This window comes from Streptomyces griseus subsp. griseus, assembly GCF_000720255.1.
GTDB lineage: Bacteria > Actinomycetota > Actinomycetes > Streptomycetales > Streptomycetaceae > Streptomyces > Streptomyces griseus_I.
This window is the reverse complement of sequence record NZ_JOJE01000001.1, coordinates 468695-491263: the sequence shown is the minus strand read 5'-3', so window position 1 is coordinate 491263 and position 22569 is coordinate 468695. Positions and strand designations below refer to the sequence as shown.

The window sequence follows — 22569 nt, the reverse complement described above, 5'->3', positions numbered from 1 at the left end:
ATACGTTCCGTTTTGCAACGGATTGTCGTACGTCCCTCTGTTGTCCCACCGTCGGGAGCCGCCCGTGCCCGGAAAGCCCAGACACACGCAACTCACCCTGCCGATCGAGCACTTCCACGAGCCGCGCCGCGAGGACTGTCCTTGGTGCGGCTCGACGCGTCTGCGCCCCCGCAAGCAGGGCGCCTTCACCCTCGACGAGTGCGTGGACTGCGCCCACGCCTTCCAGAACCCGCGCCTCACGGCGGAGGGACGGGAGCACCACCGCCGCGCCCTGGCCGCCCCGCCCGGCGTCCCCATGGTCCGGCACCTGCGTGCCACCGCCCGGGCGATACTGCCGTTCCCGGAGCCGGAGAGCTGGCTGGACGTGGGCACGGGCACCGCCCGCTTCCCCAAGGTCGCGAAGGAGGTCTTCCCCTACACCTCCTTCGACGGCATCGACCCCGGCCACCGGCTGGAACGGGCCTGGGCGGCGGAGCGGGTGGAGGAGGCGCACGTCGGGCACCTCACCACCCCGGAGATCACCGCGCGCCTGCGGGCCCGCTACGACGTCGTCAGCATGCTGCACCACCTGGAGCGCACCCACGACCCCCGGGCGGAGCTCCACGCCGCCCTCACGGCCCTCCGCCCCGGCGGCCACCTCCTGCTCGAACTCACCAACCCCCGCAGCACGTTCGCCTCACTCCTGGGCAAGTGGTGGCACCCTCACACCCAGCCCACCCACCTCCACCTGATCCCTCCGGCCAACCTCCTCGTGGAGCTGGAGTACCAGGGCTGCACGATCGTCACCCTGGACCGTCACGCCCCCCACACCCCCACCGACCTCACCAAGGCCACCGTCCACGCCCTCGCCCGCATCCTCCCCACCCCGGCGACAGCCCCCTTCACCGTCACAGCCGCCCTCCTCGACCACACCCTGGCCCCCGTCCTCCGCCACACAGCGTTCTCCAACGCGTACCGACTGATCGCCCGCAAACCGAACCTCGCCGGGGCCTGAGAACAGGGGGAGCCCACACCCCGGCCTCACCCCCGCAGCACCACCCCCTGCCCTGCCACCACCAGAACCACCTGCTCGCACTCGTCCGCGAACGCCGCGTTCAGGCGGCCCAGCTCGTCGCGGTACCGCCGCCCCGACGCGGTGGCCGGGACGATGCCGGACCCGACCTCGTTCGACACGGCGACGACGGTCCGCCGGGCCGCCCGCACCGCCGCCGTCAACTCCTGCACCCGCGCCCGCAACGCCCGCTCACCCCCGTCCGCCCACACCGCGTCGTCCCACGCCCCGACGGAGTCCATCGCGTCCGTCAGCCACAGGGACAGACAGTCGATCAGCACCGGCGCCCCCTCCTCCGCCAGCAGCGGCACCAGGTCGCACGTCTCCGCCGTCCGCCACGACCCCGGCCGCCGCTCCTGATGGGTGGCCACCCGCGCCGCCCACTCGGTGTCCCCGCCCCGTGACCCGCCCGTCGCCACGTACAGGACGTCCGGGAAGGACTCCAGCCGCCGCTCGGCCTCCACGGACTTCCCTGACCGCGCCCCACCCAGCACCAGCGTCCGCCGCGGCACGTCCGGCACCTCCTCGTACGCCCCGACCACCAGCGTCGCCCCGTCCGCCACCGCGCGCGCCCCGGCCGCCGCGAGCCGCCGACGCAACTCCGCGCCGGGCGGAACCCCGTGGCCGAGGTGAACGGTGACCACGTCCGTGGCCGGTCCGACCGACCCCACCGCCCGCAGCTTCGCCAACGCGTCCGGCCGCCCCACCACGTCCGAGAGCACCATGTCGTACGCCTCGGCGGAGTGCCCCTCCGCCAGCCCGGCCGGCGCACCCCCGGGCGGCAGATACAGCAACCGCTGCCCGTCCGGCCCGGTCACCTCGTAGCCCGTGCCCGGCGCGTCCAGCGCCACCGCCCGCACCCGATGCCCCGTCAGCAGCGTCAACTCCCGCCCGTCCGGCACCCGCCCGGGCTGCGGCACCCCGGCCGGCACCTCGACCGGCGGCCCGTCGTGCGGATGCGACAGCAGCACCTGCCTCACACCCGCGAGTGAATGGCCCGCCCGCGCCGCCGCGAACGCCGCGCCGGGCGTCAGGTCCAGCAGCAGCGTCCCGTCCACGAGCAGCGCGGTCGCCGCGCGCGCGTCCGCCCCGACCGAGGTCGCGCACACCGCGCAGGGACAGTCGGGACGGGGGAGTCCGTCGGGGGCACCGGTACCGAGCAAAGTAACTTCCACGCAACCGATTCTCACCGTCCCCTGTCCGGCGTGCGCGCCCGAGACCCCCCACGGGGTTCCCGAAGCGACCCGCGGGCGACCAACCGCCGCGGTCTTCGACGGCGCGACGGGGGGAACACATAGGCTTCATGCCCTGCACCTGTTCACATCTGGGAGGCGTACATGGCGGCATGGACGTGGCGGTTCGAGAAGGCCGACGGGACGGAGGTCCAGCCCGCGGTGCAGCCGGAGGAGTTCACGACCCAAGGAGACGCCGAGTCGTGGGTCGGGGAGCACTGGAAGGCCCTGCTCGAAGGCGGCACGGACCAGGTACGGCTGTTCGAGGACGTCACGGAGATCTACGGCCCGATGAGCCTGCACGCCGAGGAGCAGGCGTCGTAGACAGCTGAAGGACGCCACAGGACAGCAAGAAGGGGCGGCCCGCCAGGGCCGCCCCGCTTCGTGTCCCGTTCGTGTGAGGGGAGGTCAGCCACGCACCCCGCACAGGTGCAGCAATGCCGCCACCCCGCGATACGGATCCGTGCGCCCCGCCCGTTCCTCCGCCGCGAGCAGCGCGTCCATGTCCGGCGGCAGCTCCGCCCCGTCCGCCGCGTCGTCGGTGAAGACCCGCACGCCGTACCAGCTCCGCAGCGGCGCCCCGATCCCGGCCAGCGTCGCCGTCAGCGTGGCGAGCCGGTCCGCGCGGACGTCGAGCCCGAGTCGGTTGGTGTACGCCGCCGTGTCGAAGGCGCCCAGGGCGGCGGCCCAGTCGCCGGACCGCCCCGGCCGCATCGCCAGCGCGTCGCCGTTGCGCACGAGCAGCGACAGCAGCCCGCCCGGGGCCAGCATCCGGGCCAGCCCGGCCAGCAGGGCGTCCGGCTCCTCGACGTACATCAGCACGCCGTGGCACAGCACGACGTCGAAGCTGCCGGGCAGGAAGTGCACGCCGGTGTCCCGGCCGTCGCCCTCGACGATCCGCATCCGCTCCCGGATGCCCTCCGGCTCGCCGGACAGGGACTCCCGGGCCGCCGCGATCATCGTCGCGTCCTGCTCCACACCGGTCACCTGGTGCCCGGCCCGCGCCAGCCGCAGCGCCTGCGTGCCCTGGCCCATCCCCACGTCGAGCACCCGCAGCCGCTGCCCGACCGGGTACCGGCCCACTATCTGCTCGTCGAGCTGGCGCGCGACGAGTTCCTGCCGTACGACGTTCCGCAGCCCGCCCAGCATGCCGAGCCAGGCCTGCGCCGCACCCCCGGTGAACGACTCCGTGCTCAGGGCCGCTCTCCGCGCTTGACCTGCGGCTTGGGCAGCCGGAGCCGACGCATCTGGAGGGAGCGCATCAGGGCGTAGGCGACCGCGCCGCGCCGGTTCTGGTCGGGGAAGCGCGCGGTCAGCTGCTTGCGCAGCCGGAAGCTCGTGAGGAACGAGTCCAGGACGATCAGCACGATCACGACCAGCCACAGCAGCAGCGCGATGCTCTGCAGCGAGCCCACGCGCACCATGCTCAGCACGAGGATGACCACGGCCATCGGCAGGAAGAACTCCGCCACGTTGAACCGCGAGTCGATGAAGTCACGCGCGAACTTGCGGACCGGGCCCTTGTCGCGGGCGGGCAGGAACCGCTCGTCCCCGCCGGCCAGCGCCTGGCGCTGCCGCTCCATCGCGGCACGGCGCTCCTCGCGCTGCCGCTTGGCGGCGTCCTTGCGCGTCAGCGAGGTGTTGGCGACGCTGCGGCGCTGGGACTGGGCCTCATTGCGCTTGGGCGTGGGCCTGCCCTTCTTGGCCTGCGGGTCACGGGTCTGCTTGGTGAGGGTCACCGGAGCGCCGTCGGCGCTCGGGGCCTTCTCTTCCTTGGCACGGCTACGGAACACAAAACCCAAGGGTACGGGGTCCGGGGCATGGACCCCAGCCCCGCGGGGAACGATCCGGCAACACCAGTCGTCCTGTAGGGGGACAGAGGGGGACGTTGCGCACACCCGCGGCTCCCCCGGCGAACGTCGTGGAACCCGGGGGCCACCTACTCCCTACGCCGGACCGGAGGCGTACGCACTCGTCCTTGGGGATGAGCGCATCCGGCCCCGAACAGTGCGTCAATGGATGCAGGGCCCGTACTGTGGGTTCTGTCGCAGAGCTGGAGCTGGACGTCAGAAGGGGGCGCGCGAAGCCCATGAGCGGTGTCATGAAGCGTATGGGGATGATCTTCCGCGCGAAGGCGAACAAGGCCCTTGACCGGGCCGAGGACCCGCGCGAGACCCTCGATTACTCGTACCAGAAGCAGCTGGAGCTCCTCCAGAAGGTCCGCCGCGGCGTCGCCGACGTGGCGACCTCCCGCAAGCGTCTGGAACTTCAGCTCAACCAGTTGCAGTCACAGTCGTCCAAGCTGGAGGACCAGGGCCGCAAGGCGCTCGCGCTGGGCCGTGAGGACCTCGCCCGCGAGGCGCTCTCCCGCCGCGCGGCGCTCCAGCAGCAGGTGACGGACCTGGAGACGCAGCACGCCACGCTGCAGGGCGAGGAGGAGAAGCTCACCCTCGCGGCCCAGCGCCTCCAGGCCAAGGTCGACGCCTTCCGTACGAAGAAGGAGACGATCAAGGCGACGTACACCGCGGCCCAGGCCCAGACCCGGATCGGCGAGGCCTTCTCCGGCATCTCCGAGGAGATGGGCGACGTCGGCCTGGCCATCCAGCGCGCCGAGGACAAGACCGCGCAGCTCCAGGCCCGCGCCGGCGCCCTCGACGAGCTCCTCGCCTCCGGCGCCCTCGACGACCCCACCGGCATGGCCAAGGACGACCTCCAGGCCGAGCTGGACCGGCTCTCCGGTGGTACGGATGTAGAGCTGGAGCTGCAGCGCATGAAGGCGGAGCTGGCCGGAGGCTCGTCCTCGGGACAGCAGGCCATCGAGGGCGGCAGCGGCCAGTCGCAGGGGCAGCAGCAGCCGCAGGACACCCCGCGCTTCGACAAGCAGTAGACGAGCGGTAAAGGGCCCACGCCGAGGAGGCGACATGATCGTACGGATCATGGGGGAGGGGCAGGTGGTACTGGCCGACAGCCACCTCGCCGAGTTGAACAAGCTGGACGACGAACTCCTGGCCGAGATGGAGAACGGCGACGGCCCCGGCTTCCGCCGCACCCTCCAGGCCCTGCTCACCAAGGTCCGCGACCTCGGTGAGCCCCTCCCCGACGACTCCCTGGAACCGTCGGACCTCATCCTCCCGTCCCCGGACGCGACCCTGGAGGAGGTCCGCGAGATGCTCAGCGACGACGGTTTGATCCCGGGGTGACGGGGGCTTCGCGGCAGACCCCCACACACCGGTACCGGTGAAGACAACTCCCCCGTACCGTAATCAACCGTGAGCACACTCGAACGCGCCCGGTGCCAGGCCAAGGCCCACCCCCTCGCGCTGGACGCGGCGCTGGCGGCCGGTGTGCTGGTGTGCATGGTGGCCGGCTCGTTCGTGGACCCGCACGGGGAGGACGGTGTCACCTGGGGCCTGCGCACGCCGGACCCCTTCAGCCTGGTCCTGATGACCCTCGCCGCCGCCGTCCTGGTCTTCCGGCGCCGCGCCCCCATGACGGTCCTCGCCCTCACCGGCACCCTGTCGGTCGTCGAGTCCGTCACCGGCGACCCCCGGGCCCCCGTGGCGATGTCCGCCGTCATCGCCCTCTACACCGTCGCCTCCACCACCGACCGCCCCACCACCTGGCGCGTCGGCCTGCTCACCATGACCGTCCTCACCGGCGCCGCCATGCTCGCCGGCTCCCTGCCCTGGTACGCCCAGGAGAACCTCGGCATCTTCGCCTGGACCGGCATCGGCGCCACCGCGGGCGATGCCGTCCGCAGCCGTCGCGCCTTCATCCACGCCATCAGGGAGCGCGCCGAACGCGCGGAGCGCACCCGCGAGGAGGAGGCCCGCCGCCGCGTCGCCGAGGAACGCCTGCGCATCGCCCGTGACCTGCACGACGTCGTCGCCCACCACATCGCCCTGGTCAACGTCCAGGCGGGCGTCGCCGCGCACGTCATGGACAAGCGCCCCGACCAGGCCAAGGAGGCCCTCGCCCACGTACGGGAGGCCAGCCGCTCCGCGCTCAACGAACTGCGCGCCACGGTCGGTCTGCTGCGCCAGTCCGGCGACCCGGAGGCGCCGACCGAGCCCGCGCCGGGCCTGGACCGCCTCGACGAACTCGTCGGCACCTTCCGCAACGCCGGCCTCCAGGTCGAGGTCGCCCGCGCCGACCACGGCACCACCCTGCCCGCCGCCGTCGATCTGGCCGCCTACCGCGTCATCCAGGAGGCCCTCACCAACGTGCAGAAGCACGCGGGCATCGAGGCCAAGGCCGAGGTGAGCGTCGTCCGCGTCGGGCCCGACATCGAGATCACCGTCCTCGACAACGGCCGCCCGGCCCCGGCGGAACCCCCCGAGGCAGGCGCCCGTCCTGCCTCCGACGACCGCCCGGAGGACGGCGACCGCCCCGGCGGAGGCGGCGGCCACGGTCTGCTCGGCATGCGCGAGCGCGTCACCGCCCTGCGCGGCACCCTCACCACCGGTCTCCGCTACGGCGGCGGTTTCCGTGTGCATGCGATCCTGCCGGTCAAGACCGCCCCCGCCCCGAAGGACCTCGTATGACGATCCGTGTCCTGCTCGCCGACGACCAGGCGCTGCTCCGCAGCGCCTTTCGTGTGCTCGTCGACTCCGAGCCCGACATGGAGGTGGTCGGCGAGGCGTCCGACGGCGAGGAGGCGGTCCTGCTGGCGAAGCGGGAGCGTGCCGACGTGGTCCTGATGGACATCCGGATGCCCGGCACGGACGGTCTCGCCGCCACTCGCCTGATCAGCGCCGACCCCGCGCTGGCCCATGTCCGCGTGGTCATCCTGACCACCTTCGAGGTGGACGACTACGTTGTGCGGTCGCTGCGCGCGGGCGCCTCCGGCTTCCTGGGCAAGGGCTCCGAACCCGAGGAACTCCTCAACGCCATCCGGGTCGCCGCCGGCGGCGAGGCCCTGCTCTCCCCGGCCGCCACCAAGGGCCTGATCGCCCGCTTCCTCGCCCAGGGCGACGCGGCGGACGACGACCGCGACCCCGCCCGCGCCGAACGTCTGGAGACGCTCACGGTGCGGGAGCGCGAGGTCCTCGTCCAGGTCGCCGGCGGCCTCTCCAACGACGAGATCGCCGAACGCCTGGAGGTGAGCCCGCTGACGGTGAAGACACACGTCAACCGGGCCATGGCCAAGCTCGGCGCCCGGGACCGGGCCCAGCTCGTGGTGATCGCCTACGAGTCGGGCCTGGTACGCCCAAGGGTGGAGTGACCTCTACCCGGGCGTACTGCGGCCGGAGTATGCGCCGTATAAGGAAATGGACCTGGGGGCTAGGGATCGCCCTCTCCCGATGGCTCAAGGTGTAAGGGCGGGCGCTCATCTGTGCGCCTGCTGCCGCTTCTGCCGCTCACAGAAGAGAGACCCTGACCCATGTCCTGGCTGTCCAGGTTCAGCCTCGCACAACGGGCCCTGATCGGCCTGATGTCGATCATCGCGCTCGCCTTCGGGGCGATCGCGATACCCCAGCTCAAACAGCAGCTCCTGCCCACCATCGAACTGCCGGTGGTGTCCGTCATCGCGCCCTTCCAGGGCGCGTCGCCGGACGTGGTCGAGAAGCAGGTCGTCGAGCCCATCGAGGACTCCCTTGAGGCCGTCGACGGCCTCACCGGCGTCACCTCCACGGCCAGTGAGGGCAACGCCGTGATCATGGCGTCCTTCGACTACGGCAACGACACCAAGCAACTCGTCGCCGACGTCCAGCAGGCCGTCAACCGGGCCCGCGTCCAGCTCCCGGACGACGTGGACCCGCAGGTCGTCGCCGGTTCCACGGACGACATCCCGACCGTCGTCCTCGCCGTCACCTCCGACAAGGACCAGCAGGCCCTCGCCGACCGGCTCGACAAGACGATCGTGCCGGACCTGAAGGACATCGACGGCGTCGGCCAGGTCACCCTGGACGGCGTGCGGGACCTCCGGGTCACCGTCACGCCCGACGACGCGAAGCTGGCCAAGGCCGGACTGACCACGCGGGAGCTCGGCCAGGCCCTGCAGGCGGGCGGCGCCACCGTCCCGGCCGGTTCCTTCGACGAGGACGGCGCCAACCGCACCGTCCAGGTCGGCGGCGGCTTCACCTCCCTGAAGCAGATCCAGGACCTGATGATCACCGGCAGGAAGAAGCCGGTCCGCCTGGGTGACGTGGCCACCGTCGAGGAGCGGGAGGCCCCCGCCGACTCGATCACCCGGACGAACGGCAGGCCCAGCCTCGCCGTCGCGGTCACCATGGACCACGACGGCAGCGCGGTCGCCATCTCGGACGCGGTCGAGGACAAGCTGCCCGGCATGCGCGAGGACCTCGGCGCCGGTGCCTCCGTCACCGTGGTCAGCGACCAGGGCCCGGCGGTGAAGAAGTCCATCGAGGGCCTCACGACGGAGGGCGCGCTCGGTCTGCTCTTCGCGGTCCTCGTCATCCTGGTCTTCCTGGCGTCCATCCGCTCGACGCTGGTCACCGCGGTCTCCATCCCGCTCTCGGTCGTCCTCGCCCTGATCGTCCTGTGGACGCGGGACCTCTCCCTGAACATGTTGACGCTGGGCGCGCTGACCATCGCGATCGGCCGGGTCGTCGACGACTCGATCGTGGTCCTGGAGAACATCAAGCGCCACCTCGGCTACGGCGAGGAGCGCGAGTCGGCGATCCTCACCGCGGTCCGCGAGGTCGCCGGTGCGGTCACCTCCTCCACCCTCACCACGGTCGCCGTCTTCCTGCCGATCGGCCTGGTCGGCGGCCTGGTGGGCGAGTTCTTCGGTGCCTTCAGCCTCACCGTGACGGCGGCGCTGCTGGCGTCCCTGGTGGTGTCGCTGACGGTCGTCCCCGTCCTGTCGTACTGGTTCCTGCGCGCCCCGAAGGGCACCCCCGAGGACGCCGAGGAGGCGCGCCGCGCGGCGGAGGAGAAGGAGGCGAAGAGCCGCCTCCAGCGCGTCTACGTCCCCGTCCTGCGGTTCGCGACCCGGCGCCGGCTGACCAGCGTGGCGATCGCCGTGGTGGTCCTCGTCGGCACCTTCGGCATGGCGCCGCTGCTGAAGACGAACTTCTTCGACCAGGGCGAGCAGCAGGTCCTCACCGTCAAGCAGGAGCTGAAGCCGGGCACCAGCCTGGGCGCGACCGACGTACAGGCGAAGAAGGTCGAGGCCCTGCTCGGCGACACCAAGGGCGTCAAGGACTACCAGGTCACCATCGGCTCCTCCGGCTTCCTGGCCGCCTTCGGCGGCGGCACGGACTCCAACCAGGCCTCCTACCAGGTCATGCTGGAGGACTCGGCGTCGTCCGAGGACGTCCAGGACCGTATCGAGGAGGGCCTCGGCAAGCTCAAGGGCGTCGGCACGACCACGGTCGGCGTCGGTGACGGCTTCGGCAACCAGGACCTCAGCGTCGTCGTGAAGGCGGCCGACGCCGGTGTGCTGCGCCAGGCCGCCGAGGAGGTCCGGGACGCGGTGGCCGGCCTCGACCACGTCACGGACGTGACCAGCGACCTGTCCCAGAGCGTGCCGCGCATCTCGGTCAAGGCCAACGACAAGGCGGCCGCGGCCGGCTTCGACGACCAGACGCTGGGCGCCGCGGTGACCCAGGCGGTACGGGGCACCACCACCGCCAAGGCGATCCTCGACGACACCGAGCGGGACGTCGTCATCACCTCGGCCAAGCCGGCGAAGACGCTCCAGCAGCTGAAGGACCTGCCCCTGGGCCCGGTGAAGCTGGGTGACATCGCGACCGTGAAGCTGGTCGACGGACCGGTGTCGATGACCCGGATCGACGGCCGGCGCGCGGCCACCATCAGCGCCAAGCCGACCGGTGACAACACGGGCGGGGTCAGCGCGGACCTCCAGGCCAAGATCAACGCCCTGAAGCTCCCGGCGGGCGCCACGGCCGAGATCGGCGGTGTCTCCCAGGACCAGGACGACGCGTTCAAGAACCTCGGCCTGGCGATGCTCGCGGCGATCGCGATCGTCTTCATGCTCCTGGTCACGACGTTCCGCTCGCTGGCCCAGCCGCTGATCCTGCTGGTCTCCATCCCGTTCGCGGCGACCGGCGCCATCGGCCTGCTGCTCGTCACCGGCACCCCCATGGGCGTCCCGGCGATGATCGGCATGCTGATGCTGATCGGCATCGTGGTCACCAACGCGATCGTGCTGATCGACCTCATCAACCAGTACCGCAAGCAGGGATACGGCGTCGTCGAGGCGGTCGTCGAGGGCGGCCGTCACCGGCTCCGCCCCATCCTGATGACGGCTCTGGCGACGATCTTCGCCCTCCTCCCGATGGCCCTCGGGGTCACCGGAGAGGGCGGCTTCATCGCCCAGCCGCTGGCGGTGGTCGTGATCGGCGGCCTCATCACGTCGACCCTGCTGACCCTGCTGCTCGTCCCGACGCTCTACGCGATGCTGGAGCTGCGCAAGGAGCGCCGCGCGAAGAAGCGGGCGGCGAAGCGCGCGAAGAAGGCGGGCCTGACCGACGGTGCCACGTCGGACTCGGACGAGCCGGAGCACGCCCGCGTGTGACGAACCGTCAGCGACGGCGGCCGTTTCCCGGACCCCGACAGGTCCGGGAAACGGCCGCCGTCGTGCGTGACGAATCCTGTGAGCTCCAACTGCTCTGCGGGGGAAGGGGGTTCGAGCCGAAGCAGCCCGGCACTCCGGTACCGACGGACAGGGACGCACGGTGTACGTGTCCAGCCCCGGCGGACGCGTCGCCGCCCTCGACGCCCGCGAGGGCACCCTGCTGTGGGAGTCCTCCTCCCGGGCCGACCAGGTCGTCGGCATGCCCTACGCGTCGAGGGTCTTCCTCGACGAGGGCGCCCTCGTGGTGCTGAACCCCGACGGCACCGTCTTCAGCCTCGACCCGGCCCACCCCGAGCGGAAACCCGCCTCGAGGTGAGCCACGTCGGCAGCCGGTGCTACGGCAGCGCCAGCATCCGCTCCAGCGCCAGCTTGGCGTACGCCTCGGTCTCCTGGTCGACCTGGATGCGGTTGACGAGCTTGCCCTCGGCGAGGGACTCCAGGGTCCAGACCAGGTGCGGCAGGTCGATGCGGTTCATCGTGGAGCAGAAGCAGACCGTCCGGTCGAGGAAGACGATCTCCTTGCCCTCGGGGGCGAATCGGTTCGCCAGGCGGCGGACCAGGTTCAGCTCGGTGCCGATGGCCCACTTGGAGCCGGCCGGGGCCGCCTCCAGCGCCTTGATGATGTACTCGGTCGAGCCGACGTAGTCCGCGGCGGCGACCACCTCGTGCTTGCACTCCGGGTGGACCAGCACGTTCACGCCGGGGATGCGCTCGCGCACGTCCCGCACGGACTCCAGGCTGAACCGGCCGTGCACCGAGCAGTGACCGCGCCACAGGATCATCTTCGCTGCGCGCAGCTCCTCCGTCGTCAGCCCGCCGTTCGGCTTGTGCGGGTTGTAGACGACGCAGTCCTCCAGGGACAGGCCCATGTCCCGGACGGCGGTGTTGCGGCCGAGGTGCTGGTCGGGCAGGAACAGGACCTTCGTCGTGGCGGGCTCGCCCTGCTCGAAGGCCCACTCCAGGGCCCGCTTCGCGTTCGACGACGTGCAGATGGTGCCCCCGTGCCTGCCCGTGAACGCCTTGATGTCCGCGGACGAGTTCATGTACGACACGGGCACGACCTGCTCGGCTATGCCGGCCTCGGTGAGCACGTCCCAGCACTCGGCGACCTGCTCGGCCGTCGCCATGTCGGCCATCGAGCAGCCGGCGGCCAGGTCCGGCAGGACGACCTTCTGGTCGTCGCCGGTCAGGATGTCCGCGGACTCCGCCATGAAGTGGACACCGCAGAAGACGATGTACTCGGCCTCTGGCCGGGCGGCCGCGTCCCGGGCCAGCTTGAAGGAGTCACCCGTCACATCGGCGAACTGGATGACCTCGTCGCGCTGGTAGTGGTGGCCGAGCACGAAGACCTTGTCCCCGAGCTTCTCCTTGGCCGCGCGGGCGCGCTCGACCAGGTCCGGGTCGGAGGGGGAGGGAAGGTCGCCGGGGCAGTCCACGCCCCGCTCGCTCTTCGGGTCGGCCTCACGGCCGAGGAGCAGCAGGGCGAGGGGCGTCGGCTGTACGTCGAGCTCCTGGGTGGGGGCGGTGGTCACGACACGCACCCTTTCTACTTTTCGTCGAATTGACGTTATCTATCATAACTGCTTCATGTCACTTTGACGATGCCCATAGCGTCGATGTGACATGAATCCCGAGGACGCCTCTGGCTTTCCCCCGCGTGTGTGCGAGCATGAAAAGGAAAAGGGGAAACAAGTCCCCGGCCCGGAATGAATCCGCGGCCCCGCCGGTTGCAACCGTCGGCAAGCAGTCTCCGTACAACCCGGGAGAGATGTAGATGTCCGTATCGGACGAGACCAGCACCGTCACCGACGACGGCATCATCCTGTCCGACGCCGCCGCGGCGAAGGTCAAGGCCCTGCTCGACCAGGAAGGCCGTGACGATCTGGCGCTGCGCGTCGCCGTTCAGCCCGGCGGTTGCTCGGGCCTGCGCTACCAGCTCTTCTTCGACGAGCGTTCCCTCGACGGTGACGTGGTCAAGGACTTCGGTGGCGTCAAGGTCGTCACCGACCGGATGAGCGCCCCGTACCTGGGCGGCGCCTCCATCGACTTCGTCGACACCATCGAGAAGCAGGGCTTCACGATCGACAACCCGAACGCGACCGGTTCCTGCGCCTGCGGCGACTCCTTCAACTGAGCCGCCCACGCCGGCTGAACCACACGAAGGCGGCGGTCCCCTCCGAGGGGCCGCCGCCTTCGCGCGTGTCCGGATGGGCTAACGGGCCGAGGTCTCCGGCAGCCGCGCCCCGGGCTTCTCCAGCGGAACCGCCTTGCCGCCCGTGCCGACCACCTTCCGGTCGCCGAGTGGCTCGTCCAGCTGCACGGTCTGGTGGTAGACCTTGGCGATCATGATGCAGACCTTGTCCGGGTACGGGGTCTCGGTCACGGTGACGGTCACCTTGTCCCCGCTCTCCTTCGCCGTCGTCCGGTAGTCCGCGCACACCCCGCCCGTGAAGCTCACGGTCAGCTCCTTGCCCTCGGCCGTGTAGCCGTCCACCTTGACGTCCCGCGGCGCTCCGGTCGCCTCGTCGCCGGGGCCGCTCGGCCGCGGGCTGGGCTGCCCGGACGGCTCGCTCGTGATGGTCGAGGTGAGGTACTTGGGGTCGAGCGCGGGGTACGTCACCGTGGCGACCTCGTCGGACCCCGGCGCGCGTACCTCGAAGAACCAGGACGGCAGGAGCGTCTGCTGTCCGCGCGAGGTGTGCGAGGCCAGCCCGAACACCGCGCCCTCGACCGTGGTGGACTCCGTCGCCGGAGCCTCGCTCGACACCCCTCGATGGGCCGCCCCCGGAGTGGTGCTCAGCAACTCGAGCGTCTTCCGCGCGCCGAGCACGGGATACGTGTCGCCCTTGACCGGAGCGTCCAGCTGGCCGCTGCCGCCGACGATCTCGCCCTGCAGACCGATGGTCAGCGCGGTCGTCCAGCCGTTCGTGGGCAGCCCGCCGACCACGGGATCGGCGTTCACGACCCGCTGCGCGCCCATGACCTGGCTCGCGTCCACCTTCGCGTCGTCCTGGCCCACAGCCTTGAGGACCGGCGCGGCCGCCTTCTTCGCGGCCTCCACGCTCACGGGGTCGGCGGCCGGTGACATGGGGTCCTTCATGCAGACGGCGGCGCCGCCCTTGCAGTTGTCGGTACCGGGGGTGAACCGGGTGAACGTCCAGGCGCCCGGCGCCTTCCGGTCCACGTGCAGAGTCGGCCCCTCGCCGGCCTTGGCCGGACCCACCTGCCAGGCCTCACCCTCGGCCACCGGCGCCCCGTCGACACCGAGCGCCTTGGCGAGACCAGCCACCTCTTCCTTGGTGACCTCGCCCTTCGCCCAGTAGACGGGCGCCGAGTCGGGACCGTCCGGGAGTTTGCCGTCGACCTTGAACGACTGGCCGTACGGATTGGGCTCGCCGGGCGCGATCCCGTTGGTCCCCCCGCTGGGGCTCGCCTCGGAATACCCGTCCAGCGCGATCGGCGGCGGAGTCCCGCCCCCACCGGGCGCCCCCGACTCCGTACCGCCCCCGCTTCCACCGGAAGCGTTCGCCGCGAGGAACGCCCCACCGCCCCCGACCAACAGCACGGCAGCGGCCACGGACGCGATGATCGCGGGGGAGCGTCGACGCCCGGGGGCACCGGCGGAGGGCTCGCCGTGAGCGAGAGGCGTGAGTTCGGCGTCGTCGCCGGGGGAGGCGGGCGCCTCGGTGGCGGAGGCGAGCGGCTCGGTGGCGGAGGTGGGCGCGTCGGCCACTGTTCGGGCAGCCGCGCTGGGCTTCTCGTCGCCGGTTCCAGCGGGGGTGGCGTCGGCGTCGGCGGTGGCGCCGGTGTCAGCGGCCGCGTCGGTCTCGCTTGCCGTCGAGGGCGTCTCCGGCTCGCCATCGGCCTCGGCCTCGGCCTTCGCCGGGTCTCGGGGAGCTTCCGCCGCCACCTCGGTCCGGTCTTCCTCCGCCTCGCCGCGGACCTCGTCCTCGGCCCCCGTCTCGGCCTCTCCCGAGCCGACAGCCCCCTTCTCCTCCCGGGCATCCTCCGGAACGTCGCCGGAGGCGCCCGTGGAGTCGTCGTTCTCGGGTCGCTCGGTGTTCACCGCATCGCTCCTTCGGCTGCACTGCTGTCGTATCCCGCATCCTCTTTACGGGGGACAGCGATGGGACGCAGCGGGGGAGCGCACGGTTCCCTCAAAAAGCGCCCCGTGCCCTTCGAAGCGCGGCCGGCTCAGTCCCCGTAGTCCGACATCGCCTCCAGCAGCCGCGCCGACGACGGCGGCACGTTCACACCGTGGATGAGCGCGGGGGAGACGGGAGTGGAAATGATCCGGTCGGGAGTCGTCCAGTGCGGCACCATCCGGGCACAGTCGCCACGCAGTGACGCCAGGTCGCCCTCGAAGTCGGCCGGGACGGGGGCATGGACCGTAAGGTTTGTCATGAGGGAACCGTAGGCACCCCAAACCCTGCGAAGAAAGATCTACTATCGGGTAGTTTTGCCTGCTTCAGAGCCCGGCGCCGACCCGATAGCGTGAACTGTCAATCCGTCTCCCCGCAGGAGAGTCCACGCCGTGCGCATCGCAGTCACCGGCTCCATCGCCACCGACCACCTCATGACCTTCCCCGGCCGCTTCGCCGACCAGTTCGTCGCGGACCAGCTGCACACGGTCTCGCTGTCCTTCCTCGTCGACCAGCTCGACGTACGCCGGGGCGGAGTCGGCGCGAACATCGCCTTCGGCATGGGCCAGCTGGGCACCCGGCCGATCCTGGTGGGCGCCGCGGGATCCGACTTCGACGAGTACCGCGCCTGGCTCGACCGGCACGGCGTCGACACCGACTCGGTCCGCATCTCCGAGACCCTGCACACCGCCCGCTTCGTCTGCACCACCGACTCCGATCACAACCAGATCGGCTCCTTCTACACGGGCGCGATGAGCGAGGCCCGCCTGATCGAGCTGAAGACCGTCGCGGACCGCGTCGGCGGCCTGGACCTGGTCTCCATCGGCGCGGACGACCCGGAGGCGATGCTCAGGCACACCGAGGAGTGCCGCTCCCGGTCCATCCCGTTCGCCGCCGACTTCTCCCAGCAGATCGCCCGGATGAACGGGGAGGAGATCCGGATACTGCTGGACGGGGCGACCTACCTCTTCTCCAACGAGTACGAGAAGGGCCTCATCGAGTCCAAGACGGGCTGGACGGACGAGGAGATCCTCTCCCGGGTCGGCCACCGGGTGACGACCCTCGGCTCCCGCGGCGTCCGGATCGAGCAGGCCGGCGAGGACCCGATCGAGGTCGGCTGCCCGGACGAGGAGCGCAAGGCCGACCCCACGGGTGTCGGCGACGCGTTCCGCGCGGGCTTCCTCTCGGGGCTGGCCTGGGGTGTCTCCCTGGAGCGGGCCGCGCAGGTCGGGTGCATGCTGGCGACTCTCGTCATCGAGACGGTCGGCACGCAGGAGTACCAGTTGCTGCGCGGGCACTTCATGGACCGGTTCACCAAGGCGTACGGGGACGATGCGGCGGCGGAGGTCCGGACGCATCTCTGAGGCCGGGTGCGGGTGCGTCAGCTGAGCCGGCGGATCACGTAAGCGGTTCCCTTCTCCGCCGGCTCCTCACCTTCGTACTCCTGCCCCCGCATCTCGCACCACGCCGGGATGTCCAGGCGGGCCGCCTCGTCGTCGGAGAGGACGCGTACCGTGCCGCCGACCGGTACGTCTCCGATGACCTTCGCCAGTTCGATGACCGGGATCGGGCACCGCTTGCCGAGGGTGTCCACGACGAGGGTGTCCTCCCGGGACACCGTGGCCGGGGATGATGCCGGTGCGCCGAGCTTCTCCCGCACCGTCGTCACCGCGTCCCGGAGAACGGACAGGAACCGCTCCACCTCCTCCGCGGGTGTCCCCAGCGGCAGCGACACCCGCACGTTCCCCTCACTCAGCACGCCCATCGCCTTCAGGACGTGGCTGGGCGTCAGGGTGCTGCTCGTGCAGGACGAGCCGGAGGAGACGGAGAAGTCAGCCCGGTCCAGCTCGTGGAGGAGGGCCTCCCCGTCGACGTAGAGGCAGGAGAAGGTGACCACGCCGGGCAGCCGGCGCACCGGGTCGCCGACCACCTCCACGTCCGGCACCAGTTCCGGCACCCGTGCCCGGATCCGGTCCGTCAGCTCCCGCAGCCGTACCGCCTCGGCCGCCGCCTCCGCCCGCACCGCCCGCAGCGAGGCCGCAGCGGCGACGATCGCCGGGATGTTCTCGAACCCGGCCGCCCGCCCCGACTCCCGCTCGTCCACCGGACCTTGAGCCGCGAACCGTACCCCCTTCCGCACCACGAGCAACCCAACTCCCGACGGACCGCCCCATTTGTGGGCAGTTGCCGCCAAAGCCGACCAATCGCCGTCCACCGGCCCCCAGCCCAGCGACTGCGCCGCGTCCACGAGCAACGGGACCCCGGCCGCCCGGCACACCTCGGCCACCTCGGCCACCGGCTGCTCCGTCCCCACCTCGTGGTTGGCCGACTGGAGACACGCCAGGGCCGTGTCGGCGCGAAGGGCATCCGCATACGCCTCGACGGCCACCGCTCCCGTCCGCAGCACCGGTACTCGCGTCACCGCGCCACCGTCCGCCTCGAACGTCTCCGCCGAATGCAGAACCGAAGAATGTTCGACCGCTGACACGATCAGGTGGCGCCCGATCCGCCGCCGCCCCGCCAACACCCCCGCGATACCGGAGTGCACGGCCCGGGTCCCCGACGAGGTGAACACCAGCTCGTCGGCTCGGCACCCCACCGCCTCGGCAGCCGCCTCCCGTGCTGCGTCCAGCAGCATCCGTGCCCTGCGCCCCTCCCGGTACAGGCGGGCAGGGTCGGCCCACCCTTCGTCGAGTGAGGCCTGCAGAGCCTGCCGAGCGACGGGATGGAGAGGAGCGGAGGATGCGGCATCGAAGTAGGACACACAGCAACGCTAAGCGCCCCGAAGGGGTGCGGGACAGTGACATGTGCGGCTCCGCCGCGTGGCGCGACGAACCACGACGGATCCGCAGCCGCGAACGCAACCGAACTGCCCGAGATATGGGGCGCTCCCGCCGGGCAACCCCCCTTCGGGCTGACCCGCGGCGCGTATGGCACCCCTCCCCGCGACCCGCCCGAAGGCGTCCAGTAGGGTTTGGTCCGCATAAACATCCAAACCCCTGCCCGACGCAGGGCGGCGACCGACCAGCGAGAAGGCCGCAGCCAACCGCGCGGGCGAGACTCTCGGGAAGGCGCTACGTGAGTCCCAACGGCTCCGACCGCTCGCCGCGGCGCCCGATGCGGCGGAAGCTGCTGCAGGCAATGACCGCGGGCCTGGTCCTGGCGACCGCCACCGGTTGCACATGGGAGGACTTCCCCCGCCTTGGTATGCCCACCCCCACCACGGAAGAGGCTCCGCGGATCCTCTCCCTGTGGCAGGGATCCTGGGCTGCCGCGCTCGCCGTCGGCGTGCTGGTGTGGGGCCTCATCCTGTGGAGTGCGATGTTCCACCGGCGCAGCCGCACCAAGGTGGAGATCCCTCCGCAGACCCGGTACAACATGCCGATCGAGGCGCTCTACACGGTCGTTCCGATCATCATCGTCTCGGTGCTGTTCTACTTCACCGCCCGCGACGAGTCGAAGCTCCTCAGCCTCGACAAGAAGCCCGACGTCACGGTCAACGTGGTCGGGTTCCAGTGGAGCTGGTGCTTCAACTACGTCGAGAACGTCGAGGGTTCCACCGGCAACGCGAAGACCGACAAGAACCTCGACGCGATTCCGAACCGGTTCAAGGACCAGTTCCCGGCCGACGCGGGCGGCGTCTACACCTGTGGCACCCCCGGCGAGCGGAACCCGCAGACCCACAACCCGGGTCCGACCCTCTGGCTCCCCGAGGGCAAGACGGTCCGCTTCATCCTCACCTCGCGTGACGTCATCCACTCCTTCTGGGTGGTGCCGTTCCTGATGAAGCAGGACGTCATCCCGGGCCACACCAATGCCTTCCAGGTGACCCCGAACAAGCAGGGCACCTTCCTGGGCAAGTGCGCCGAGCTCTGCGGCGTCGACCACTCCCGGATGCTGTTCAACGTGAAGGTCGTCTCCCCCGAGCGCTACGAGCAGCACCTCAAGGACCTCGCCAAGAAGGGGCAGACCGGTTACGTTCCCGCGGGCATCGAGCAGACGAGCCACGAGAAGAACCGGGAGACGAACAACCTGTGAGCATCCTCAACGAACCCCAGGGTGCCGCGGCAGCAGGGTCCCACTACCAGGACGAGCTGCCGGTCCGGCGCCAACGCCGCGGTGAAGTCGTCATCAAGTGGCTGACGACCACGGACCACAAGACGATCGGCACGCTGTACCTCGTCACGTCGTTCGCGTTCTTCGTCATCGGTGGCGTGATGGCGCTCTTCATGCGCGCCGAGCTGGCCCGTCCGGGCCTGCAGATCATGTCGAACGAACAGTTCAACCAGGCGTTCACGATGCACGGCACGATCATGCTGCTGATGTTCGCGACGCCGCTGTTCGCCGGCTTCACGAACTGGATCATGCCGCTGCAGATCGGCGCGCCGGACGTGGCGTTCCCGCGGCTGAACATGTTCGCCTACTGGCTGTACCTGTTCGGCTCTCTCATCGCGGTCGGCGGATTCCTGACGCCGTCGGGTGCGGCCGACTTCGGCTGGTTCGCCTACTCCCCGCTGTCGGACGCGGTCCGCAGCCCGGGCATCGGCGCCGACCTGTGGATCATGGGTCTGGCCTTCTCCGGCTTCGGCACCATCCTCGGCTCGGTCAACTTCATCACCACGATCATCTGCATGCGCGCACCGGGCATGACGATGTTCCGCATGCCGATCTTCGTGTGGAACGTGCTGCTGACCGCCGTGCTGGTCCTGCTGGCCTTCCCGGTCCTCGCGGCCGCGCTGTTCGCCCTGGAGGCGGACCGCAAGTTCGGTGCCCACGTCTTCGACGCGGCCAACGGCGGAGCCTTGCTATGGCAACACCTCTTCTGGTTCTTCGGCCATCCAGAGGTGTACATCATCGCGCTACCGTTCTTCGGTATCATCAGTGAGATCATCCCGGTCTTCAGCCGCAAGCCGATGTTCGGCTACATGGGCCTGATCGCCGCGACCATCTCGATCGCCGGTCTCTCCGTGACGGTGTGGGCGCACCACATGTACGTCACCGGTGGTGTTCTGCTGCCGTTCTTCTCCTTCATGACGTTCCTCATCGCCGTCCCGACCGGCGTGAAGTTCTTCAACTGGATCGGAACGATGTGGAAGGGCTCGTTGTCCTTCGAGACACCGATGCTCTGGGCGACCGGCTTCCTGATCACCTTCACCTTCGGTGGTCTGACCGGTGTCATCCTGGCCTCGCCGCCGATGGACTTCCACGTCTCCGACTCGTACTTCGTGGTGGCCCACTTCCACTACGTCGTCTTCGGAACCGTCGTCTTCGCGATGTTCGCCGGCTTCCACTTCTGGTGGCCGAAGATGACCGGCAAGATGCTGGACGAGCGCCTCGGCAAGATCACCTTCTGGACGCTGTTCATCGGCTTCCACGGCACCTTCCTGGTCCAGCACTGGCTGGGTGCCGAGGGCATGCCGCGTCGTTACGCCGACTACCTCGCGGCCGACGGCTTCACCGCCCTGAACACGATCTCGACGATCAGCTCCTTCGTGCTCGGTCTGTCGATCCTGCCGTTCTTCTACAACGTGTGGAAGACCGCCAAGTACGGCAAGCCGGTCGGCGTCGACGACCCGTGGGGCTACGGCCGTTCGCTCGAGTGGGCGACCGCCTGCCCGCCGCCCCGGCACAACTTCCTCACCCTGCCGCGGATCCGCAGCGAATCCCCGGCGTTCGACCTGCACCACCCTGAGATCGCGGCGCTCGAGCAGCTGGAGCACGGCGATCACGGTGCGAGCGCCATCGCGGGCAGCAAGGAGGCCGGCAAGTGAAGATCCAGGGCAAGATGTTCATCTGGCTGAGCGTCTTCATCCTCGTCATGGCGATCGTCTATGGCGTGTGGTCGAAGGAGCCCGCCGGTACGACGGCCCTGTTCCTGGCCTTCGGTCTGTCCATCATGATCGGCTTCTACCTGGGCTTCACCGCCCGGCGGGTCGACACGGGTGCCCAGGACAACAAGGAGGCGGACGTCGCGGACGACGCCGGCGAGCTGGGCTTCTTCAGCCCGCACAGCTGGCAGCCGCTGTCCCTGGGCATCGGCGGTGCCTTCGCCTTCCTCGGTATCGCGGTCGGCTGGTGGCTGCTGTACTTCTCCGCCCCGCTGATCCTGATCGGTCTCTGGGGCTGGGTCTTCGAGTACTACCGCGGTGAGAACCGCACCCAGTAGCACGCGCCGAACGCATCGGGAGCCCGGACACTCCGCAAGGAGGGTCCGGGCTCCTGCGTTTGCAGCAATAGCCATCCCTCGTACGAGTCACTCGGCGCGCCGCCATTGACGAACGTTCCTAGCGTCGACTCCATGAGCAGCCACACACCCCGCCCCCGTACCGCGGCCAGCTGCACGCTGCTGGTCGTCGCCCTGACCACCGCGGTCCCCGGATGCAGCAGCGACGGCAACCCCCTGTCGGCCGCGCCGTACGACGCGTCGGACCAGGTGGCCTTCAACGCCCCCTCAGGCGACGGAAAGAAGGCCGACCCGGACAAACCCCTGGAGGTCACCTCCGAGGACTCCGACGGGCGCATCACGGACGTCACGGCGATAGATGCCACGGGCCGCTACGTGGCGGGAGAACTCTCCGCCGACGGCGCCCGCTGGCACAGCACCGAGCCCCTGGCCGCCAACGCCCACTACACGGTCCGGGTGAGCACGGAGGACGAGGACGGCGCCCCCGGCCGCCGGGTCCTCAGCTTCGACACCGGCAAGCCCACCACCAAGAAGACCCTGGACGTCACCTTCGGCCCCAAGAGCGGCACGTACGGCGTCGGCCAGCCCATCACCGCCGAGCTGAACAAGCCCGTCAAGGACCCGGCCCAGCGCGCCGTCGTCGAACGGGCCCTGAAGGTCACCTCCAAGCCCGCCGCACAGGGCGCCTGGCACTGGGTGGACGACAAGAAGCTCCACTACCGGCCCAAGGAGTACTGGCCCACCAACGCCACCATCCAGGTCCGCAGCAACCTGGACGGCATCAAGATCGGCGACCGGCTGTGGGGCGGCAAGGCCAAGTCGCTGAAGATCACCACCGGCGACCGCCTCATCGCCGTCACGGACGCCGCGACGCACACCATGACGGTCTACAAGAACGACGAGGAGATCAAGAAGATCCCCGTCACCACCGGCAAGCCCGGCTTCGACACCCGCAACGGGGTCAAGGTCGTCCTGGGCAAGGAACGCTTCGTACAGATGCGCAGCAGCACCGTGGGCATCGCCGAGGGGTCGTCCGAGTCGTACGACCTGCCCGTCTACTTCGCCACCCGGGTCACCTGGAGCGGCGAGTACGTCCACGCCGCCCCCTGGTCCGTGGGTTCCCAGGGGTACGCCAACGTCAGCCACGGCTGCACCGGCATGAGCACCGACAACGCCCAGTGGTTCTTCGACACCGTCCGCGAGGGCGACATCGTCCAGGTCATCAACAGCGCGGGTGACACGATGGAGCCGTTCGGCAACGGCTTCGGCGACTGGAACCTCGCCTGGGAGAACTGGCGCACCGGCAGCGCCCTGGTGGCCGGCAACCCGGACGCACCGGACGCACCGGACGCGGCGGACCGGGCGCGGCTGCGGCCTCAGAGCGTCTGAGCGCC

The 22569-nt window shown here is 70.3% G+C and carries 21 protein-coding genes; 14 read left to right on the top strand and 7 right to left on the bottom strand.

What is annotated here, in order from left to right:
* Nucleotides 1-64 precede the first annotated feature (64 nt).
* Nucleotides 65-994 (top strand): class I SAM-dependent methyltransferase, encoded by a 930-nt coding sequence (locus IG99_RS02235; RefSeq protein WP_037669027.1) that lies wholly within the window; start codon nt 65-67, stop codon nt 992-994.
* Between the two features lie 26 nt (nt 995-1020).
* Here IG99_RS02235 and IG99_RS02230 read toward each other — a convergent pair whose 3' ends face one another.
* Nucleotides 1021-2226, bottom strand: a complete 1206-nt coding sequence (locus tag IG99_RS02230; RefSeq protein WP_037669025.1) for a bifunctional adenosylcobinamide kinase/adenosylcobinamide-phosphate guanylyltransferase — start codon at nt 2224-2226, stop codon at nt 1021-1023.
* 162 nt (nt 2227-2388) lie between these two features.
* Here IG99_RS02230 and IG99_RS02225 point away from each other — a divergent pair, with 162 nt between their 5' ends.
* Nucleotides 2389-2607, top strand: coding sequence for a hypothetical protein (locus IG99_RS02225; protein ID WP_037669023.1), 219 nt, complete (start codon nt 2389-2391; stop codon nt 2605-2607).
* Nucleotides 2608-2691: 84 nt separating this feature from the next.
* Here IG99_RS02225 and IG99_RS02220 read toward each other — a convergent pair whose 3' ends face one another.
* Entirely contained in the window at nt 2692-3432 is a 741-nt protein-coding gene (locus IG99_RS02220) for a class I SAM-dependent methyltransferase (protein ID WP_051864839.1), read from the bottom strand.
* Between the two features lie 44 nt (nt 3433-3476).
* The gene (locus IG99_RS02215; RefSeq protein ID WP_037669022.1) at nt 3477-4076 is read right to left on the bottom strand and encodes a DUF3043 domain-containing protein; all 600 of its coding nucleotides are present in this window, start codon (nt 4074-4076) and stop codon (nt 3477-3479) included.
* Nucleotides 4077-4399: 323 nt separating this feature from the next.
* On the opposite strand from IG99_RS02215, the gene IG99_RS02210 reads away from it, so the two are divergent.
* From IG99_RS02210 to IG99_RS02185, 6 genes are all read left to right on the top strand, one after another.
* Nucleotides 4400-5170 carry a PspA/IM30 family protein gene (locus IG99_RS02210; protein ID WP_037669021.1) on the top strand — a complete coding sequence of 257 codons (771 nt, stop codon included), beginning with the start codon at nt 4400-4402 and terminating at the stop codon, nt 5168-5170.
* A 34-nt stretch (nt 5171-5204) separates the two neighbouring features.
* A complete protein-coding gene (pspAA, locus tag IG99_RS02205) occupies nt 5205-5483 on the top strand; it encodes a PspA-associated protein PspAA (RefSeq protein ID WP_037669019.1) in 279 nt (92 codons plus the stop codon).
* Nucleotides 5484-5552: 69 nt separating this feature from the next.
* Nucleotides 5553-6827 (top strand): sensor histidine kinase, encoded by a 1275-nt coding sequence (locus IG99_RS02200; RefSeq protein ID WP_037669018.1) that lies wholly within the window; start codon nt 5553-5555, stop codon nt 6825-6827.
* A complete protein-coding gene (locus tag IG99_RS02195) occupies nt 6824-7507 on the top strand; it encodes a response regulator (protein ID WP_037669016.1) in 684 nt (227 codons plus the stop codon). Before IG99_RS02200 ends, IG99_RS02195 begins: the two co-directional genes overlap by 4 nt.
* Nucleotides 7508-7666: 159 nt before the next feature.
* On the top strand, nt 7667-10789 hold the full coding sequence (locus tag IG99_RS02190; protein ID WP_037669015.1) for an efflux RND transporter permease subunit: 3123 nt from the start codon (nt 7667-7669) through the stop codon (nt 10787-10789).
* Between the two features lie 160 nt (nt 10790-10949).
* A complete protein-coding gene (locus IG99_RS02185) occupies nt 10950-11165 on the top strand; it encodes a PQQ-binding-like beta-propeller repeat protein (protein ID WP_037669014.1) in 216 nt (71 codons plus the stop codon).
* A 19-nt stretch (nt 11166-11184) separates the two neighbouring features.
* Here IG99_RS02185 and nadA read toward each other — a convergent pair whose 3' ends face one another.
* A complete protein-coding gene (gene nadA / locus IG99_RS02180) occupies nt 11185-12381 on the bottom strand; it encodes a quinolinate synthase NadA (protein WP_037669604.1) in 1197 nt (398 codons plus the stop codon).
* Nucleotides 12382-12623: 242 nt separating this feature from the next.
* Here nadA and IG99_RS02175 point away from each other — a divergent pair, with 242 nt between their 5' ends.
* Nucleotides 12624-12983, top strand: coding sequence for an iron-sulfur cluster assembly accessory protein (locus IG99_RS02175; RefSeq protein ID WP_037669012.1), 360 nt, complete (start codon nt 12624-12626; stop codon nt 12981-12983).
* Nucleotides 12984-13061: 78 nt separating this feature from the next.
* Here the strand turns inward: IG99_RS02175 and IG99_RS02170 are convergent, their stop codons facing one another.
* Nucleotides 13062-14915, bottom strand: a complete 1854-nt coding sequence (locus IG99_RS02170; protein WP_037669009.1) for a hypothetical protein — start codon at nt 14913-14915, stop codon at nt 13062-13064.
* Between the two features lie 128 nt (nt 14916-15043).
* Nucleotides 15044-15253: a hypothetical protein gene (locus tag IG99_RS02165; protein ID WP_037669008.1), complete on the bottom strand. Its 210-nt coding sequence runs from the start codon at nt 15251-15253 to the stop codon at nt 15044-15046.
* 130 nt (nt 15254-15383) lie between these two features.
* On the opposite strand from IG99_RS02165, the gene IG99_RS02160 reads away from it, so the two are divergent.
* A complete protein-coding gene (locus IG99_RS02160) occupies nt 15384-16355 on the top strand; it encodes a carbohydrate kinase family protein (protein WP_037669006.1) in 972 nt (323 codons plus the stop codon).
* A 17-nt stretch (nt 16356-16372) separates the two neighbouring features.
* On the opposite strand, the gene IG99_RS02155 is transcribed toward IG99_RS02160, so the two are convergent.
* Nucleotides 16373-17755, bottom strand: a complete 1383-nt coding sequence (locus tag IG99_RS02155) for a cysteine desulfurase/sulfurtransferase TusA family protein (protein WP_078947486.1) — start codon at nt 17753-17755, stop codon at nt 16373-16375.
* Between the two features lie 314 nt (nt 17756-18069).
* Here IG99_RS02155 and ctaC point away from each other — a divergent pair, with 314 nt between their 5' ends.
* The 4 genes from ctaC (at nt 18070) to IG99_RS02135 (ending at nt 22564) form a co-directional block, all read left to right on the top strand.
* Nucleotides 18070-19029, top strand: a complete 960-nt coding sequence (gene ctaC, locus IG99_RS02150; protein ID WP_037669000.1) for an aa3-type cytochrome oxidase subunit II — start codon at nt 18070-18072, stop codon at nt 19027-19029.
* Entirely contained in the window at nt 19026-20762 is a 1737-nt protein-coding gene (gene ctaD / locus IG99_RS02145; protein WP_037668999.1) for an aa3-type cytochrome oxidase subunit I, read from the top strand. The genes ctaC and ctaD overlap by 4 nt, the downstream gene beginning before the upstream one ends.
* Entirely contained in the window at nt 20759-21157 is a 399-nt protein-coding gene (locus IG99_RS02140) for a cytochrome c oxidase subunit 4 (RefSeq protein ID WP_037668996.1), read from the top strand. The genes ctaD and IG99_RS02140 overlap by 4 nt, the downstream gene beginning before the upstream one ends.
* A gap of 132 nt (nt 21158-21289) precedes the next feature.
* The gene (locus IG99_RS02135; RefSeq protein ID WP_037668994.1) at nt 21290-22564 is read left to right on the top strand and encodes a L,D-transpeptidase; all 1275 of its coding nucleotides are present in this window, start codon (nt 21290-21292) and stop codon (nt 22562-22564) included.
* Nucleotides 22565-22569: the final 5 nt, after the last annotated feature.